A 15,988-nucleotide genomic window follows, 5' to 3' on the forward strand; every position below is an offset into this window, starting at 1 on the left:
CTCCAAGTCCTCCGAGAAGTTGCCCGAAGCGCCGGATAATGATGACGCCGGGTTTGGTGAAGCGCCGCAGCCGTCGCTTGATGGCGCTCCTCTCACAGGTGGTATCTCCGACTGGATCGACCAGATTGGTGCGGATGAAAATCCCGCCACTCTGAAACCCAAAGAGGCGCCTGCTGGGGCAAAACCCAAGGCCAAAGGGAAAAAAGCTCCCACCAAGGCCGCCGGTTCTTCGTCCAAGACCAAGACCAAGACCAAGACTAAGGCAAAGGCTGAGGGGGGTGCGCGCAGCGCACGCGGCACGTCCATGGGCGGAACGGCCGATCCTCGAGAACGGGCTAAAGGCGGCCTGAACCCGGTTGCCGGCATGGACATGAGCCTTGAAGACGCCGAACAGATGCTTCAAGCCCATGTGAAGCAGAACAAGAAAAAGAAGAAGTCCGATCTGCCAGAAGGGCCTACTGGAGCCACAGCAACGGTTCAGGCGCTGGCCGATCTGATTTCTTCTGGTAACCCGCTTCACAAGAATGGTGAGGCGTGGGTGCCCCACCGTCCGGAACGTCCTCAAAAGTCTGAGGGCGGTGTACCGATCACACTGGAATCGGCTTATGAGCCAAAAGGGGACCAGCCGACGGCCATTGCGGATCTTGTCGAGGGGTTGAACAACAACGACCAAACACAGGTTCTGCTTGGGGTTACCGGTTCAGGCAAAACCTATACCATGGCCCAGATTATTGCCCGGACACAGCGCCCGGCCTTGATTCTTGCGCCCAACAAGACACTCGCAGCCCAGCTCTACGGGGAGTTCAAGGCGTTCTTCCCGAACAATGCGGTCGAGTATTTTGTTTCATACTACGACTACTATCAGCCTGAAGCCTATGTGCCGCGAACCGACACGTTCATCGAGAAGGAAAGCTCGATCAATGAACAGATCGACCGGATGCGCCATTCGGCCACTCGGGCCCTGTTGGAACGGGATGATGTAATCATCGTCGCGTCGGTTTCCTGTATCTATGGTATCGGCTCCGTGGAAACCTACACGGCGATGACCTTCGCCCTGGAGGTTGGGGAGCGGATCGATCAGCGTCAACTGCTGGCGGATCTGGTGGCCCTGCAATACAAGCGCAACGACGCTGCGTTCCAACGCGGAACGTTTCGCGTGCGCGGCGACACCGTGGAAGTCTTTCCCGCCCACTATGAAGACAGGGCGTGGCGCATTTCCATGTTCGGTGACGAGATCGAGGCGATTACGGAGTTTGATCCGCTCACTGGCCGGAAAAGCGGGGACATGCAGCAGGTCAAGATCTACGCAAACTCGCACTACGTTACCCCACGGCCAACGTTGAATCAGGCGATCAAGTCCATCAAGAAGGAACTCAAGGAACGATTGGCGGAGTTGAATGATCACGGGCGTCTTCTGGAAGCCCAGCGGCTCGACCAGCGTTGTACCTTCGATCTCGAGATGATGGAGGCAACCGGCTCGTGTGCGGGCATCGAGAACTATTCCCGGTATCTGACGGGTCGGGCACCGGGTGAGCCGCCCCCCACCTTGTTCGAGTATTTGCCTGACAATGCCATCGTCTTTGCAGACGAAAGCCACGTCACCATTCCGCAGATCGGCGCCATGTATCGCGGCGACTTCCGCCGCAAGGCGACGCTGGCCGAATACGGGTTCCGGCTGCCGTCCTGTATGGACAACCGACCTTTGCGTTTCGAGGAATGGGATGCAATGCGCCCGCAAACCATCGCCGTGTCTGCGACACCCGGTTCCTGGGAGATGGAGGAGGCGGGCGGCGTGTTCGCGGAGCAGGTCATTCGCCCCACCGGCCTGATCGACCCGGTTATCGAAATTCGGCCGGCAAAGACGCAGGTGGACGATCTGCTTGGCGAAGTCCGCGAGGTTGCTGCCAAGGGCTTCCGCACACTGGTGACCACGCTGACCAAGCGCATGGCGGAAGACCTGACGGAGTATCTGCACGAAAACGGGGTTCGCGTACGCTACATGCACTCTGATATCGATACCCTGGAGCGCATTGAAATCATTCGCGACTTGCGGCTGGGAGCGTTTGATGTGCTGGTCGGCATCAACCTGTTGCGTGAGGGGCTCGACATTCCCGAATGTGCCTTGGTGGCCATTCTTGATGCGGACAAGGAAGGGTTCCTGCGCTCTGAAACATCGCTGATCCAGACCATCGGTCGTGCGGCGCGCAACGTGGACGGCAAGGTCATTCTCTACGCGGATACCATGACCGGTTCAATGGATCGGGCGATCAAGGAGACAAACCGGCGCCGTGAAAAGCAGGAAGCGTACAACGCGGAGCATGGCATAACACCTGAAAGCGTGAAGCGGGCCATCGGCGATGTGATGGAAAGCGTCTACGAGCAGGACCATGTGACGGTGGATGCCGGCTTTGCCGAGGATAGTGCCACCATCGGCCACAATCTCAAGGCTCACATTGAAGATCTTGAGAAAAAGATGCGCGAAGCAGCGGCAGATCTGGACTTTGAAACGGCAGCGCGATTGCGGGATGAGATCAAGCGTTTGCAAGAAACGGATCTTATGCTTTCCGATGATCCAATGGCGCGACAAAGCGCTGTGGTTCAACAATCCGGTGGATATCAGGGTGACAAGAAGTACGGCGCAGCCGCAAACGAACCGCCTTCCACATCGAAAGCGCACAAGCCACGTCTGGGCGAAATGGGGCCGGGAACAGACCTGTCGAAACCCAAAGGGGCTTCAACCGACAAGAAGCGGGGTCGCAGTTCAGGCGGGCGTCCCGGCACGCGAACCTATCGAAAGAAGTAGATCGTCACAAAGACCGAGCTGGCAAATGGGCGGCGTGATCCTGATCGCCGCCTGTTGGCGGTTGGCTCAGGTGCCGAGTTCGCGGCCCTTGCGCCAGCGGCGCGCCACCAATGGGGCCAGCTCCACCAACAAAACACTGAGGAATATCAGGGTGCAGCCGATAAGACCGGGTACCGGTAATCTTTCGCCCAAAAACAACGCGCCGGCGATCGCCGCGAACAACGCTTCGGATGAGAGCAGAATGGCGGCATCTGCTGGCGTGGACCATTGCTGCGCAATCGCTTGAAGGGTAAAGGCGACGCCGCCGGAAATCACACCGGCGAAGAGGAGCTCAACCATGGCTTCCTGAAGCGCTGCAATCGAATATGTCTCGAAGATGCCGCCCGCTAGGGTCCCGATGATGCCGACAAAGAAGAATTGAGTGGCAGCCGTGGCCATGGGGCGTCCGGTGCGCATCACCAGCCGGCCAAGAAGGATCACCTGCAAAGCCCAGAAAACGGCGCAGATGATCATGAGGAAATCGCCAAGATTAAGGGCTGACAGTTCACCGCCACCGAGCAAGTAAATCCCGGTCAGCGTCATCACACTTGCGGGCCAGACAATGACATGTGGCAATTGCCGGAAAAAGACCATGGCAATCAGAGGCGTAAGAACAACGTATATGGCTGTCAGAAAACCGGCATTGGTGACAGTCGTGACCGTCAAACCGTATTGTTGCAGCAAGATGCCTGCAGTGAAGCACAGACCCACCACAACGAACTCGGGCCACAGCTTGGGATCTATGACGTTTTGCGGCGCACGCTTTTTCTCCAGCCAAACCATGGGCAGGAGTGCAACACCGGCGAGCAGAAACCGCAGGCCGCTGAATTGCAGTGGACCAATCTTGTCCATGGCTGTCGATTGGGCGATGAAGGTGACGCCCCAAATCAAGCCGGTTAGCAGAAGGAGAGTGTTTGCCGTGATCCGAGTCATCAGACGTCAGTAGCTGACCGCTGACCCGGCGACAAGCTCAATCTAGCCGGTGCCCACCAGAAAGCACAGCGTCAGGTTGTGACTGGTCGTGTGCTGTCGTTGTCACAGGTTCATCTCGTCCAGCCCGGTTTCCAGATAATCTGCCAGATGAGGGATGCCAAGAAGATACGTGACGGTTGGGCCGGTAGAGCGTTCCTTGGCCTCGTTCAGGGCTTGATCCCAATCACCCTTGTCGTAATCGCCGCGCCCGATCCAGGTCAGCGCCACAAGCTCCGCAGCTTCATCAACATTCAGGTCAGACAACAGTTCTCTGATTTCTTCATCCAGAAGGTCGTCGTTTTCTTCCTCGGCAAGACCTTCGTGCGAATGGACGGCAACCAGATTCTCAGCGTCATAAGCAACCTCACCCTCGTGCCCGTCCTCATAGGCATCAGACAAAGTATTGGATGCCGCGCGAATCTTCTGAATGAACATGCGGATGGTTTCAGCAGATAGGTTCAGTTCTGTCGGCATGAGCGTCACCGTCTTCAGTTGATATTTCAATAGTAACGTCGGATCATCCTGAAGGGCAAGGGGATTAGCAGGCCATCCTCCTCCATCTTGTCGCAGAGTTACCTTTGACGCGTTTGGCGTCGGTTGCAGGAGAGGAGGTGCGTGGCCAAAGCCGTGTACAACCGGGATCGGGCCTCTTCGGGAGCCGGCTAACATGGATTCGCGGCGGGTGGAGCAACTATTTCAGAATAATCAAGAAATTAATACTATAGAAAACCGCAGGGAATGGCCATTTTTGGGGTTGTTAACCCTCATAGATTTTGAGTACCCTAAATTTACGGATGAAGAATCCTTAGATGACTTTAGGGTCATGTGGCGGGCCTGAGCTTGAGGTCGATGGACAACAGTTGTTCATCGACCTTTTTATTTGAACGGTTGCTTATTTCGTAAAGCGGTTTGTCAGCGAGTACAGGAACCAGCTTCCGGTTGAAAAAATGGCGATAAGCACCGTTACCAGCAGCATTTCCGGCACTGTAAGCCAGTCGATATCAACGGTTGCCAACGCAAACAGCGGCAAGGCAGAGAACGCAGCTATGCCGGTCAGAACCGGGCGCGCTTTTGCGAAGGTGGTCTTGTTGGTTTTGCTGTTCTTTTGCGTGTCCTGCATGGGATGATTCCTTCGTCCATCGGATGACCTGAAGGTGACGGTGCAATGCGGCAAAATCTCGCCCAAAACGCGAAAAATCATCGGTGAAACGGGGCAATTTAATGCAGGCGGTCAGTCTCTGCTGAATGCGTAGCGTTTTGAGCCTGCAAAGTTGAAGGCGACGGCACAAGCAGTGGCAATCACGAGAGCGCCAAAGGGCGTAAGGATGGGTAGGAAAAGAAGGATAAGCGAGTAAATGCCGTAGTTTATGCCGGCGCCTAAAAGGTTGACGGCAACGAAGCGACAATACTCTGGCCAGGGCTTTCCTTGGGAGCGAAAGGTAAAGCTTCGGTTGAGCGCCCAGTTGCTTGTCATGGCCGCCCAGATGGAAGCGACACGCCCGATGAAGGGACCTGCCCCCAACCACAGCATGAAGGCCAACACCAGTGAATCCACGACAAGGCCGCTTGCTCCCACTGTGCAAAAGCGGAGAAACAGGTTTTCTCGGCAGATTCGCAACGCGGTTTGAGGCAAGAAGGTCATGTCAGCGTCTGGCTTTGCTTTGGTTTGCAGGGCTCGGCACGTTCCGTGCTTAGTTAAGAATATGGTTGCGCGCAAGTTAATTGGTACTAATGCACCTTTTATTGGGCGAGATCGGTGAGTTTTGTTTGTTTTGGCGCGCAAGCTTCGATTACAGTTTTGTCTGCGATCACACCTGCATTTGTTCGTCACGCGGGTAGTTGGTCCCGCTAGCAAGAAAAACACCAAACTGCCGCTTTCATGGAGGTCATTATGGGCTTTATCGCCGATGCGCTCTCACGCGTAAAACCGTCTGCCACCATCGCCGTCACCAACAAGGCGCGCGAACTCAAGGCAGCTGGTCGTGATGTTATTGGGTTAGGAGCCGGCGAGCCAGACTTTGACACACCGGACAACATCAAGGCCGCCGCTATTGCGGCCATCAACGAAGGCAAGACGAAGTACACTGCAGTGGACGGGATTCCCGAGCTCAAGCAGGCCATTTGCACGAAGTTCGAGCGGGATAACGAACTGAAGTACGAGCCCAATCAGATTACCGTGGGCACGGGTGGCAAGCAGGTTCTCTACAATGCCCTGATGGCGACCATCAATCCTGGGGACGAGGTATTGATACCGACACCGTACTGGGTTTCCTATCCGGACATGGTTTTGCTGGCAGGTGGAGAACCGATTGTCGTCCACGCCGACAAGGAGACCTTCAAGGTAACACCGGAGGCTCTTGAGGCGGCCATCACACCCAAGACCAAGTGGTTCATCTTCAACTCGCCATCCAATCCGTCCGGCGCGGGCTATACGCGGGCCGAACTGAAGGCGCTGACGGATGTGTTGATGCGGCATCCGCACGTTTGGGTGATGTCAGATGACATGTACGAGCATCTTGTCTATGACGATTTCGAGTTCACCACGCCCGCACAGGTCGAGCCGGGTCTTTATGAGCGCACTCTGACAGTCAATGGTGTCTCCAAGGCCTATTCCATGACTGGGTGGCGTATCGGTTACGCAGGTGGCCCGGTTGAACTGATCAAGGCAATGGCGAAGATCCAGTCTCAGTCGACCTCCAATCCCTCGTCCATTTCGCAGTGGGCGGCTGTGGAAGCACTCAATGGCCCTCAGCACTTCATTCCGAAAAACAATGAGGTGTTCAAGGGTCGCCGTGATCTGGTCGTAACCCTGTTGAACCAGGCAGAGGGCCTGAGTTGTCCGGTGCCTGAAGGCGCGTTTTATGTCTTTCCTTCCTGCGCCGGTGTTATCGGCAAGACTTCGCCCTCCGGCAAGGTTCTAGAGACTGATCTGGATTTTGCGTCCGAGCTTCTGGAAACGGAAGGTGTGGCTGTTGTGCCGGGCTCCGCATTTGGTCTCGGCCCGAATTTCCGCGTGTCCTATGCCACTTCCACCGAAGCGCTGACGGAAGCCTGCAAACGCATTCAAAGGTTCTGTGCTGCGTTGAAATAAAGAAGCCTGATCGGCAAAACACGAAGGCCGGCCTCTACACGGGCCGGCCTTTTTATGTTTGCTCGCCTGATAAACGCAGGACAAACGGCTGTGATTGCCGCTTATTCTGAGATCAGCTCATCCAGAATGTAGTTGCGGTTGACATAGTCATTACGGTTTTCCTGCATCAGGGTTCGATTGCCGCTCAGGCTCAAGCGGCCGCCAACGAGGAATGTTGTGTCGTCCGTGTCGCGCAGACGAGCATCGCCGAACAGTGCAAAGCCTTGCTCGCCAAAGCTGCCTGGCCGCAGTTCAAAACCGGCGGCATAAATATCGTCACCGCGGATGTACCGATACCCACCATAAAAGCGCAGGTTCTGCGTCATGTAGTAGGACACATCAAGAGCGCCGACAATGTCGCCGTCGTCGTCAAAGACTTGGGCGCCGATCATGCCATCAAGACTGATGGGGCCGAAGTGCATTTGGCCTTCAGCGCCAACAAAGCCTATCTCTCCATCAGGGCGGTTAATGTGGGAGCCGGAGGCCACAAGGCCAAAGTACCCGGCGTCATATTGCCTGAAACCGAGGCGCGCGGTGCCGCCAACAAACCCATAGTCCGTTTCGCCGCCCACATTGGCGTCGAATTGCGCAGCGAAGCCGTTATGCAAATAGGCCACATAGTTTGCTGAAAGAAGGCCGAGCAGGTCACCATCCAAAGCACCGAAACCACCAGCTATACGGGCGTTGGGTGTTTGAGCAAATGCCAGGGAGGGGAGGCTGACAGCCGCAAGGAGGGCGAAAGCGCTCGCCGTTGTTCTGAGCTTTGTGCGGGGCATTTCTGATTCTCCAATAAGATGCCGTTGCCCCGAGATTTCGAGTTTTTGTTTAAAACAGTCTTGCAGTTTGTCCCAGATTGGTACGGGTCATTTAGAGTTAATTCTTATGGTAAACGGAAGGTGTAGAGCGGCAGTATACTTGGAAATTTCGACTTGTTGCCGGTTGGTTACGAGTCTTTGTTCAAGTGCGTCCGGAACCTGAAAAGCGCCCCAGTACGCTCCCTTATGACGCTGCGTTATTAATAACCTGCAGAAGCCTACCACTGCAAATTGACGGAGTAACCATCCCAAGTTTGCCACAAAGGCCCTTTCTTCTCCTCGGGTCGGCTGTTCAGTCGAAAGCAAAAAAGGAGATTGATCATGTCTCGCATTTCCCGATTTCTAGAGGTTGCCGTGGCCTCCGGCTTGTTGATGACTGGCGTGGCGTTTGCCAGCGACGGTGACGGGCCGACCGTTGAAGTAGGTACGCTGACCTGCAACGTGTCGGAAGGGGGGAGTTTCATCATTGGCTCGTCTCATACACTGACCTGCAACTTCAAGGCAGCGAGTGATGGTCGGATGCAAGCCTATACCGGCAAGATCAACAGTTTTGGCATTGATATTGGGCCCGTAGACAAGGGTCAGCTGGTTTGGGGTGTGTTGGCACCGGCAGCGGACATGAAGCCGGGCGCTCTTGCGGGAAGTTATGCAGGGGTCTCTGCTGGAGCCGCCGCAGGGGCCGGCCTGCAAGCTAATGTCCTCGTTGGCGGTCTCGACAAATCCATTGCCTTGCAGCCTGTCAGCCTTGAAGCGAACACCGGCATCAACTTGACGGCTGGAGTAACGGGTCTGTCCCTGTCAGCGGCGAACTGACTTAAACTATTCACTTTGCTGGTTAATTTCTGCGGCGGACTGTCACACACGGTACCGTCGCAGTTTTACGGCTTGATATCTCAGTGCAACTCCTGCGACGATAGTCTTCTGATCCGGGAGGGGTCAGGGAAAGGCGCGTTGAACTTGCAGCGCCCCGAGCGCTGACAAACGTGTCGATCCTTCATTCGGTACGGAGTAGCGATCATGGGAGAAAAGAGCGTTGGTGGTGCTGGCGGCAGGGTGAGCAGCCCTCGCTGTGTTGCGATAGTCGGGCCTTTCGCCAGTGGCAAAACCACATTGTTCGAGGCCCTGCTGGCACGCACGGGGGCAATCGCCAGACAAGGGAGCGTGACTGCGGGAACCACCTTGGGTGATGCGTCTGAAGAGGCGCGCAGTCATGGCATGAGTGTGGAGGCGAATATCGCCGACTGCACCTACAAGGGAGACAAATACACATTCATTGATTGTCCGGGATCGGTCGAATTTCTGTCAGAAAGCGACGCCGTTCTCAGTGGTGTGGACCTTGCCATTGTGGTGGCCGAACCGGATGAAAAGAAGATCCCCGCCCTGCAGGTCATTCTGAAAGCGCTTGAAGAAAAGCGTATTCCCCACTTCCTGTTTTTGAACAAGATCGACAAGGCGACGGGCCGGGTGCGCGATACGCTGGCGGCTCTTCAGCCTGCCTCGTCTGTGCCACTGTTGTTGCGCCAGATTCCCATATGGAAGGATGGCGTGGCCTCCGGGTACATTGACTTGGCGCTGGAGCGGGCGTTCGTCTATCACGAAGGTGAAGCAAGTACCGTCATTGACCTGCCCGATGAGGAGAAGGCCCGCGAGCTGGAAGCTCGCTACTCCATGATGGAAATGCTCGCCGACCACGATGATCACTTGATGGAACAGCTTCTGGAGGAAGTTGAACCGGAGGACGAGGTAGTCTTTGAGGATCTCGGAACGACCATGCGCCACTGCGATGTGGTGCCGGTGTTCATTGGCTGTGCCGAAAAATCGAATGGTATCCGGCGTCTTCTCAAGGGGCTGCGGCACGAAGCGCCGACCATCTCGGACACGCGGGCGCGAGTTGGGCTGGAGCCTTCAGACCCTGGCACCCTGCAGGTTTTGAAAACCTATCACACCCAGCACGGGGGCAAGTTGTCGGTCTGCCGTGTCTTTAGCGGCAAGCTCACAGACAGTTCCGTTCTGCGCAGTGTTGGTGGTGAGGAACTCAAACCGTCCGGCCTGTTTCGCATGAAAGGCGCGCAGCCCATCAAGAATGATGGTGCAGTTGAGGAAGGCGATCTCATAGCACTTGGCAAGTTGGAGGAGGTCAAAACCGGCGACACCCTTGGAATCGGACAGGCCCCCGCTGTGCCTCTGGATGCCCCGCAGCCTGCAGAACCGGTATTGTCTTTGGCTGTAAAGGCGGCAGAACGCAAGGATGAGGTTCGGTTGTCTGCGGCCTTGACCAAGCTTATCGAGGAGGACCCATCTCTGCGTCTGGTTCAGTCACAAGATAGTGGCCAGACCCTGCTGGAAGGACAGGGCGAGATGCACTTGCGTGTGGCCGTTGAGAAACTCAAGGGCAAATACGGCTTGAACGTGGAAACTGCCGAGCCGGTCGTGCCGTACCAGGAGACCATTCGGGCCGGAACCGAACTGCGGCGGCGCCACAAGAAGCAGAGTGGCGGTCATGGTCAGTTTGGTGATGTGGCGTTGAAAATCATGCCCCAACCGCGCGGTGAGGGACATGCTTTTTCTGATACCATTACCGGTGGTGTGGTGCCAAAACAGTACATCCCTTCGGTCAAGAGCGGAGTGGAAGAGGCGTTGCAAAAAGGGCCGCTGGGCTTTCCTGTTGTTGATGTGGGTGTTGTTCTCACAGATGGCTCCTATCACTCCGTGGATAGCTCGGATCAGGCGTTCCGCATGGCGGCCATATTGGCCATGCGAGATGGCTTGAAAGAGTGCAAGCCAGTGTTGTTGGAGCCGATCGACAAGGTCACCGTGGCGTGCCCTTCAGACGCGACTGCGCGTATTACAGCCATTGTGTCTGGTCGCCGTGGTCAGATCCTGGGGTTTGATGCCCGTCCCGGCTGGGAAGGTTGGGATGAGGTGCAGGCGTTGATGCCGGAATCCGAAGTGGGCGATCTGATCATCGAACTGCGGTCGGCGACTGCCGGTGTTGCCAGCTTCCGCCGCGCGTTCGACCATATGGAAGAGCTTTCGGGCAAGGCAGCAGATCAGGTGATTACCAAGTATGGCAGCCAAATGGCCTGACAGCTTGTGTCATTCGTTCGGCAAGGGGCGGCCTTTGGGTCGCCCCTTTGCTGTGAGCGACACGTTTTTGCAGTGATCACTCGGGCTTTACTTGAGTGTGAGGAGCACTGCTCCATACTAAACAGAGAATAAGTCAAAGTACGGGGCTAAACCATGCATGTGATCCATCGACCGAGCTGGGCGTTGCCAGAGGCTGCGGCCACGCCTGAAGAGGTGTTTTACAACCGGCGCCGCTTTCTGAAGGGGGCGCTGGCCGTGGGCGTCAGTACCTCTGCGGCTTCGGTTCTGGGGGCTTCTAGGGCTCTGGCTGCTGGTGATCCGACCGCGCAGTATTATCCCGCTGAACGCAACTCAGCCTTTACCCTCGACCGGGCGATCACGGATGAGGCGGTCAGTTCGACCTACAACAATTTCTATGAATTCGGCTCTCACAAACGCATCGCCTCTGCAGCGCAGGCTCTAAAAATACGCCCATGGACCCTCACGATTGATGGGATGGTCGAAAAGCCCCAGACACTTGATGCGGATACCCTGATCGGCAAAATGCCGCTTGAGGAGCGCTTGTATCGGCATCGCTGTGTTGAAGCCTGGGCCATGGCGGTTCCATGGACGGGGTTCCCGTTGTCTGAGTTGATCAAGATGGCAGCGCCTTTGTCTTCTGCGCGCTACATTCGTTTTGAAACTTTTGAGGATGCGACGGTTGCATCCGGCCAGCGGCAGTTCTGGTATCCATGGCCTTATGTCGAGGGCGTCACCATGGCAGAAGGGATGAACGAGCTGGCCCTCATGGTCACCGGGATCTACGGCAAGCCGTTGCCAAAGCAGTTCGGTGCACCGATACGTCTTGTCCTGCCGTGGAAGTATGGCTTCAAGTCCATCAAGTCGATCGTGCGCATCACGTTCACGGATGAGCGGCCTGTCAGCTTCTGGGAGCAGATCGCAGCCAGCGAGTACGGTTTCTGGGCCAATGTGAATCCCGAGGTGCCGCATCCGCGCTGGTCTCAGGCAACGGAACGCCTATTGGGTACGGAAGAAACCGTGCCAACACAACTTTACAATGGCTATGCGGAGCAGGTTGCTCACTTGTACTCCTCTCTCAAGGACGAGCCCCTGTACCGGTAGCGCATGGTATTTCCGGTCAACAATCGGTTATTGGTGCGTGGCAACGACAGCTGCTTGCCACGCATGGTCAGTTGGTCCGGGGGATAGTAGCTCGGTGATCTCGCCAAGCAAGACGGCGCTGGCACACAGAGCCAGCACAACCAACCCGCGCTTCATCTCTATCATACGCAAATACTTTCGAGCTGATGCACTGAAGAATCTCAAATCCTCGGTATTTATATCATTGTTTAAATAAACGATCATCCCACGAGCTTTCGGGGGAAGTGGTGCGCGCCCGAAAGGTGTCAAGCAGCAATTTTGAGAGGCATTCCGGCATTTCAGGTGTTGACCTTGCGTCAACGCATAGATGCTCAAAAATGGATCAATTGTGCTCATTTAGTGGGCGCGAAATGTGTCTTTCTCTTTTTATGAATGTTGCAGTGCAAACACGTAGATGGTCGAAGTGCATCACTCGCAGCCTGAAACTGCATTCGTGAGATTTGATTCATCACCAAAAATGATGAATTCATCAGGCCTATGAATTAAGGCATTGATTTATGGCAGTTTTTCGGGGCGAAAAAAAACCGGGCCTAAAAAGGCCCGGTAAGTTCGATTGATTAAACACCAAATTTTGGTGCAATCACCTTCCAGAGGGGAACAATTGACCAGACAGGCACGTCACTGGGAGGAGAGATGTGACGGCCCCATTGGTCAACAGCCACTGTATATATGCAGTGCATTCGCTGACACGCAATGGCCATTTTCTGCATTGCAGATATGCAAAAAACGTATATCTCGTGATCCAAACTGTCTATGAGGCAGGGCGTCGCACACGGATGAATTGAAATCGCAGGATCCTGCGATTTGTTTCCGTGGCGCTGTAAATTCTATTGGTATATCAGAATGGATATGGCTTTGGATAACTACCTCTAGGTGACGGGAAAAGAGACACCTAGAGGTTCATTTCATGTTGTTGCGAGAGAATCGCAATGTTAGTGCGACCAACGCTCGGCGTTGGATACCAGAAAATCACGGAAGGCGGTGACGCGCGCCGTGTTGCGCAACTCCGACGGATACACGAAGTAGCTGTCAAAGCTCGGCAGTTCGTCTCGGCCCTTGTCGAGTACGGTCACAAATCCCGTATCCCGTTCCACCATGTAGTCCGGCAGGATAGCCAGACCGACGCCGCGTTTAACGGCCCGCTTGATGCCGGTCAGGTTGTTGACCTGAAACGCTACATCCCGCTTTTGTCCGGCAGGCAGGCCCGCTGTTTCGAGCCAGTTCATGATGCGCAGATAGGTGGGTGTGTGATCGCCAATCGTGATCAGACGATGGTTCTCTAGGTCCTCTATGCTCTGCGGTGTGCCAAAGCGTTCCAGGTAGACCGGTGAGGCATATACATGGAAGTGCACGGTGAAGAGCTTGCGCTGAATGAGATCCGGCTGTGTCGGGGGGCGCAGACGAATGGCCACGTCGGCTTCGCGCATGGACAAATCCAGCTCGTCGTCCTGTGTGATGATCTCCAGTCGAACATCCGGATACAGATCCACGAACTCGTGAATGCGGGAGGGCAGCCACGTTGAGCCCAGTCCCACCGTCGTTGCAACGCGCAGAACCCCGGAGGGCTTTTCCTTGCTGTCCGTAAGGCGGCTTTGTGTCGCCTCCAGTTTCAGCATCACCTCGCGCGCCGTGCGATACAGCAACTCGCCCTGTTCTGTTGGCACCAGCCCGCGAGCGTGCCGATGGAACAGGGCAACCCCCAGGTCGTTTTCCAGCGCGCTAACCTGTCGGCTTACGGCTGACTGACTCATGTTCAATATCTCACCGGCGTGCGTGAAGCTGCCCGCTTGCGCTGCCGCGTGAAATATCCGCAGTTTGTCCCAATCCAATGACCGCCCCGGCATCCAGTTTGGCTCCCTTTACAATGCTCGACTATTCTGCTGCCTCTGCCGTTTCGGCTTCCGCAGCAGCCAGAAAGCGTTCTGCTTCCAATGCGGCCATGCACCCCATCCCGGCGGCGGTAACAGCTTGACGATACTTCTCGTCAGTCACGTCACCGGCAGCATAGACACCGGGGATAGATGTCTGGGTGGAATCAGCCTCGGTCCAGATATAACCGGTTGGCTTCATCTGAACCTGATCCTTGAACAGTTCCACCGCAGGGGCGTGGCCGATGGCGACAAAGACGCCGTCTGTTTTCAATTCCGTTTGTTCGCCCGTTTTCGTGTTGCGAAGTTTAACGCCCGTTACCACAGCGGGAGCGTCGGTTCCGACGATCTCCTCCACTGTATTGTCCCACAAAACGTCGATCTTTTCGTTCTTAAACAGGCGGTCTTGAAGGATTTTTTCCGCGCGCAAACTGTCGCGGCGGTGGATGAGGGTAACTTTTGAGGCCAGATTTGCCAGATAAAGCGCTTCTTCCACGGCAGTGTTTCCGCCGCCAACCACGACAACTTCCTTGCCGCGATAGAAAAAACCATCGCAGGTTGCGCAAGCGGATACGCCGCCAGCCTGATACTTTTCCTCGGATGGAAGGCCGAGCCATTTGGCCTGTGCGCCTGTGGCGATGACCAACGCGTCACAGGTGTACGTTGTGCCGCTGTCACTCTTCAATGTGAAGGGGCGCTTCGAAAGGTCGGCTTCCGTGATCATGTCGTAGATGATGGTGGTGCCGACGTTTTCGGCCTGCTTGCGCATTTCTTCCATCAACCACGGTCCCTGAATGGGGTCGGCAAAACCAGGATAGTTCTCTACGTCCGTGGTGATTGTCAGCTGGCCACCGGCCTGCACGCCTGTAATGAGCATGGTGTCCATCATGGCCCGTGCGCCGTAGATGGCGGCTGTATAGCCAGCGGGACCGGAGCCTATGATCAGCAGTGAGCTGTGTTTCGTGGTCATTTCGCTACCCTCGTGTCTGTGGCGCGTATTATCGCAGGCCAAACGGCTATGGTGAGCCGTGTCATTCAGTGATGGTGCTGCATCCGTTCACGGATGGCTTGTGCAATCACAGGAGTGGAGTCCAACGGCTCGTAGGTAGTACCTTCCAGCACTCCTGGGAAGGGGTGAAGGATGTTCATTTCCCTGAGTGTCCCCAGAAAGAGATCAAACTTCTTGTGTCCGCCGCTTGGAGAGAAACCATATATGGGCATTCCGGTCGCGGTCGCTTCTCCAACCATGTTCGTCGAATCGGTTGTCACCACGATACCATCTGCGTTGGCCAAATACTGGAGCAGCGGGTTGGGGCCGTCTCCCTCCCAATACAGATGGCGGCCTTGAGCGGCGAGCGATTTCAGGCGCACGGCAAGCGGTTCTGGTGTGCGGCGCGAGCTGGTTATCATCAGAGACCACGTCGTGCCGATCTGGTCCAGCGCATTGGCGAAGCGGTCAATGTCCGCATGGGTAAAGGTATGATGCTGGCTGTTTCCGCCCACCAGCACCGCCAAACGGGGCCGGGGCAGTGCTGCAATCTCGGGCCACACGTTCTGGCGTGCTTCATTGAGCCTTTCCTGCGAGAACCGGTGGGGCGCTGTCGGGCTAACGAGTACATTTTCGCCGCGCAGCTTGTCGTGGGACGGTACCCAGATGAGATCGGCTGCTCCGGTGCCCACACGTGGGTCCTTGAGGCAGACCGTCAATGTTTTGCCTCCGGACAGCTTTTTCACGGCGCGCAAATAAGGTATGGATCTGCGACCTGAAGCCACAGCCACATCGGGATAGGGTGGCGTTATAGGGCTATCGGGTTTGGTCGGTGCGTCCGCCGGATCGATCGGACCTCGTGGCATGAACCAGGAGAAGGGCTTGCGTGGGCTCACCTTTTTGACTTCAAAGGGCAAACCAACGGCTTCAGCCACGCCAATGCACTGTGCTTCATCCCCGGCCTTGCCGTCGGTTATTACCCACAGCTTGCCGCTGCTGGAGGCGGGCTCGGTTTCCTGAAGTTTCTGTTTTCTGTGCATTTTTAGTATAGTCTTTCAAAATGGCGCAAAGATGCTTCACTATTCGTGTATGCCTTGAGCTGATTCAATTTCATGGCGTTTTGCC

General features: G+C 55.9%; 14 protein-coding genes. 5 read left to right on the plus strand and 9 right to left on the minus strand.

From position 1 onward, the window contains the following. Window positions 1-19 precede the first annotated feature (19 nt). Window positions 20-2,803 (plus strand): excinuclease ABC subunit UvrB, encoded by a 2,784-nt coding sequence (gene uvrB / locus G512_RS0100645; protein WP_028480026.1) that lies wholly within the window; start codon window positions 20-22, stop codon window positions 2,801-2,803. Window positions 2,804-2,869: 66 nt separating this feature from the next. On the opposite strand, the gene G512_RS0100650 is transcribed toward uvrB, so the two are convergent. The 4 genes from G512_RS0100650 to G512_RS0100670 all read right to left on the minus strand — a co-directional run bounded on the left by G512_RS0100650 (window position 2,870) and on the right by G512_RS0100670 (window position 5,456). Beyond that, window positions 2,870-3,775 carry a DMT family transporter gene (locus G512_RS0100650; RefSeq protein ID WP_028480027.1) on the minus strand — a complete coding sequence of 302 codons (906 nt, stop codon included), beginning with the start codon at window positions 3,773-3,775 and terminating at the stop codon, window positions 2,870-2,872. 102 nt (window positions 3,776-3,877) lie between these two features. Continuing rightward, entirely contained in the window at window positions 3,878-4,288 is a 411-nt protein-coding gene (locus G512_RS0100655; RefSeq protein ID WP_028480028.1) for a DUF3775 domain-containing protein, read from the minus strand. Between the two features lie 418 nt (window positions 4,289-4,706). Continuing rightward, window positions 4,707-4,934 (minus strand): hypothetical protein, encoded by a 228-nt coding sequence (locus G512_RS0100665; RefSeq protein ID WP_028480029.1) that lies wholly within the window; start codon window positions 4,932-4,934, stop codon window positions 4,707-4,709. Between the two features lie 111 nt (window positions 4,935-5,045). Then, window positions 5,046-5,456 carry a GtrA family protein gene (locus tag G512_RS0100670; protein WP_051268681.1) on the minus strand — a complete coding sequence of 137 codons (411 nt, stop codon included), beginning with the start codon at window positions 5,454-5,456 and terminating at the stop codon, window positions 5,046-5,048. 249 nt (window positions 5,457-5,705) lie between these two features. Here G512_RS0100670 and G512_RS0100675 point away from each other — a divergent pair, with 249 nt between their 5' ends. Continuing rightward, the gene (locus G512_RS0100675) at window positions 5,706-6,905 is read left to right on the plus strand and encodes a pyridoxal phosphate-dependent aminotransferase (protein WP_028480031.1); all 1,200 of its coding nucleotides are present in this window, start codon (window positions 5,706-5,708) and stop codon (window positions 6,903-6,905) included. 101 nt (window positions 6,906-7,006) lie between these two features. Here the strand turns inward: G512_RS0100675 and G512_RS19540 are convergent, their stop codons facing one another. Next, window positions 7,007-7,720 carry a hypothetical protein gene (locus tag G512_RS19540; protein ID WP_051268684.1) on the minus strand — a complete coding sequence of 238 codons (714 nt, stop codon included), beginning with the start codon at window positions 7,718-7,720 and terminating at the stop codon, window positions 7,007-7,009. 360 nt (window positions 7,721-8,080) lie between these two features. Here G512_RS19540 and G512_RS0100685 point away from each other — a divergent pair, with 360 nt between their 5' ends. The 3 genes from G512_RS0100685 (at window position 8,081) to msrP (ending at window position 11,968) form a co-directional block, all read left to right on the plus strand. Then, a complete protein-coding gene (locus G512_RS0100685) occupies window positions 8,081-8,572 on the plus strand; it encodes a DUF992 domain-containing protein (RefSeq protein WP_036487918.1) in 492 nt (163 codons plus the stop codon). Window positions 8,573-8,776: 204 nt separating this feature from the next. Further along, entirely contained in the window at window positions 8,777-10,846 is a 2,070-nt protein-coding gene (locus G512_RS0100690) for an elongation factor G (RefSeq protein WP_028480033.1), read from the plus strand. A gap of 153 nt (window positions 10,847-10,999) precedes the next feature. Beyond that, the gene (gene msrP, locus G512_RS0100695; protein ID WP_028480034.1) at window positions 11,000-11,968 is read left to right on the plus strand and encodes a protein-methionine-sulfoxide reductase catalytic subunit MsrP; all 969 of its coding nucleotides are present in this window, start codon (window positions 11,000-11,002) and stop codon (window positions 11,966-11,968) included. 27 nt (window positions 11,969-11,995) lie between these two features. Here the strand turns inward: msrP and G512_RS22535 are convergent, their stop codons facing one another. From G512_RS22535 to G512_RS0100715, 4 genes are all read right to left on the minus strand, one after another. Continuing rightward, on the minus strand, window positions 11,996-12,133 hold the full coding sequence (locus G512_RS22535) for a hypothetical protein (RefSeq protein WP_155943652.1): 138 nt from the start codon (window positions 12,131-12,133) through the stop codon (window positions 11,996-11,998). An 806-nt stretch (window positions 12,134-12,939) separates the two neighbouring features. Continuing rightward, on the minus strand, window positions 12,940-13,851 hold the full coding sequence (locus tag G512_RS0100705) for a LysR family transcriptional regulator (RefSeq protein ID WP_036487924.1): 912 nt from the start codon (window positions 13,849-13,851) through the stop codon (window positions 12,940-12,942). Between the two features lie 28 nt (window positions 13,852-13,879). Next, the gene (gene trxB, locus G512_RS0100710; RefSeq protein ID WP_028480036.1) at window positions 13,880-14,845 is read right to left on the minus strand and encodes a thioredoxin-disulfide reductase; all 966 of its coding nucleotides are present in this window, start codon (window positions 14,843-14,845) and stop codon (window positions 13,880-13,882) included. A gap of 65 nt (window positions 14,846-14,910) precedes the next feature. Beyond that, entirely contained in the window at window positions 14,911-15,903 is a 993-nt protein-coding gene (locus G512_RS0100715; RefSeq protein WP_051268686.1) for a mitochondrial fission ELM1 family protein, read from the minus strand. Between the last annotated feature and the right edge of the window lie 85 nt (window positions 15,904-15,988).

The organism is Pseudovibrio exalbescens DSM 16456 (assembly GCF_000422785.1).
GTDB lineage: Bacteria > Pseudomonadota > Alphaproteobacteria > Rhizobiales > Stappiaceae > Pseudovibrio > Pseudovibrio exalbescens.

What these genes read in the sequence shown, in the direction of transcription:
- G512_RS0100650 (WP_028480027.1), bottom strand. Translation starts at nt 3,775, where the DNA reads ATGACTCGGATCACGGCAAACACTCTCCTTCTGCTAACCGGCTTGATT.
- G512_RS0100655 (WP_028480028.1), bottom strand. Translation starts at nt 4,288, where the DNA reads ATGCCGACAGAACTGAACCTATCTGCTGAAACCATCCGCATGTTCATT.
- G512_RS0100665 (WP_028480029.1), bottom strand. Translation starts at nt 4,934, where the DNA reads ATGCAGGACACGCAAAAGAACAGCAAAACCAACAAGACCACCTTCGCA.
- G512_RS0100670 (WP_051268681.1), bottom strand. Translation starts at nt 5,456, where the DNA reads ATGACCTTCTTGCCTCAAACCGCGTTGCGAATCTGCCGAGAAAACCTG.
- G512_RS0100675 (WP_028480031.1), top strand. Translation starts at nt 5,706, where the DNA reads ATGGGCTTTATCGCCGATGCGCTCTCACGCGTAAAACCGTCTGCCACC.
- G512_RS19540 (WP_051268684.1), bottom strand. Translation starts at nt 7,720, where the DNA reads ATGCCCCGCACAAAGCTCAGAACAACGGCGAGCGCTTTCGCCCTCCTT.
- G512_RS0100685 (WP_036487918.1), top strand. Translation starts at nt 8,081, where the DNA reads ATGTCTCGCATTTCCCGATTTCTAGAGGTTGCCGTGGCCTCCGGCTTG.
- G512_RS0100690 (WP_028480033.1), top strand. Translation starts at nt 8,777, where the DNA reads ATGGGAGAAAAGAGCGTTGGTGGTGCTGGCGGCAGGGTGAGCAGCCCT.
- msrP (WP_028480034.1), top strand. Translation starts at nt 11,000, where the DNA reads ATGCATGTGATCCATCGACCGAGCTGGGCGTTGCCAGAGGCTGCGGCC.
- G512_RS22535 (WP_155943652.1), bottom strand. Translation starts at nt 12,133, where the DNA reads ATGATAGAGATGAAGCGCGGGTTGGTTGTGCTGGCTCTGTGTGCCAGC.
- G512_RS0100705 (WP_036487924.1), bottom strand. Translation starts at nt 13,851, where the DNA reads ATGCCGGGGCGGTCATTGGATTGGGACAAACTGCGGATATTTCACGCG.
- trxB (WP_028480036.1), bottom strand. Translation starts at nt 14,845, where the DNA reads ATGACCACGAAACACAGCTCACTGCTGATCATAGGCTCCGGTCCCGCT.
- G512_RS0100715 (WP_051268686.1), bottom strand. Translation starts at nt 15,903, where the DNA reads ATGCACAGAAAACAGAAACTTCAGGAAACCGAGCCCGCCTCCAGCAGC.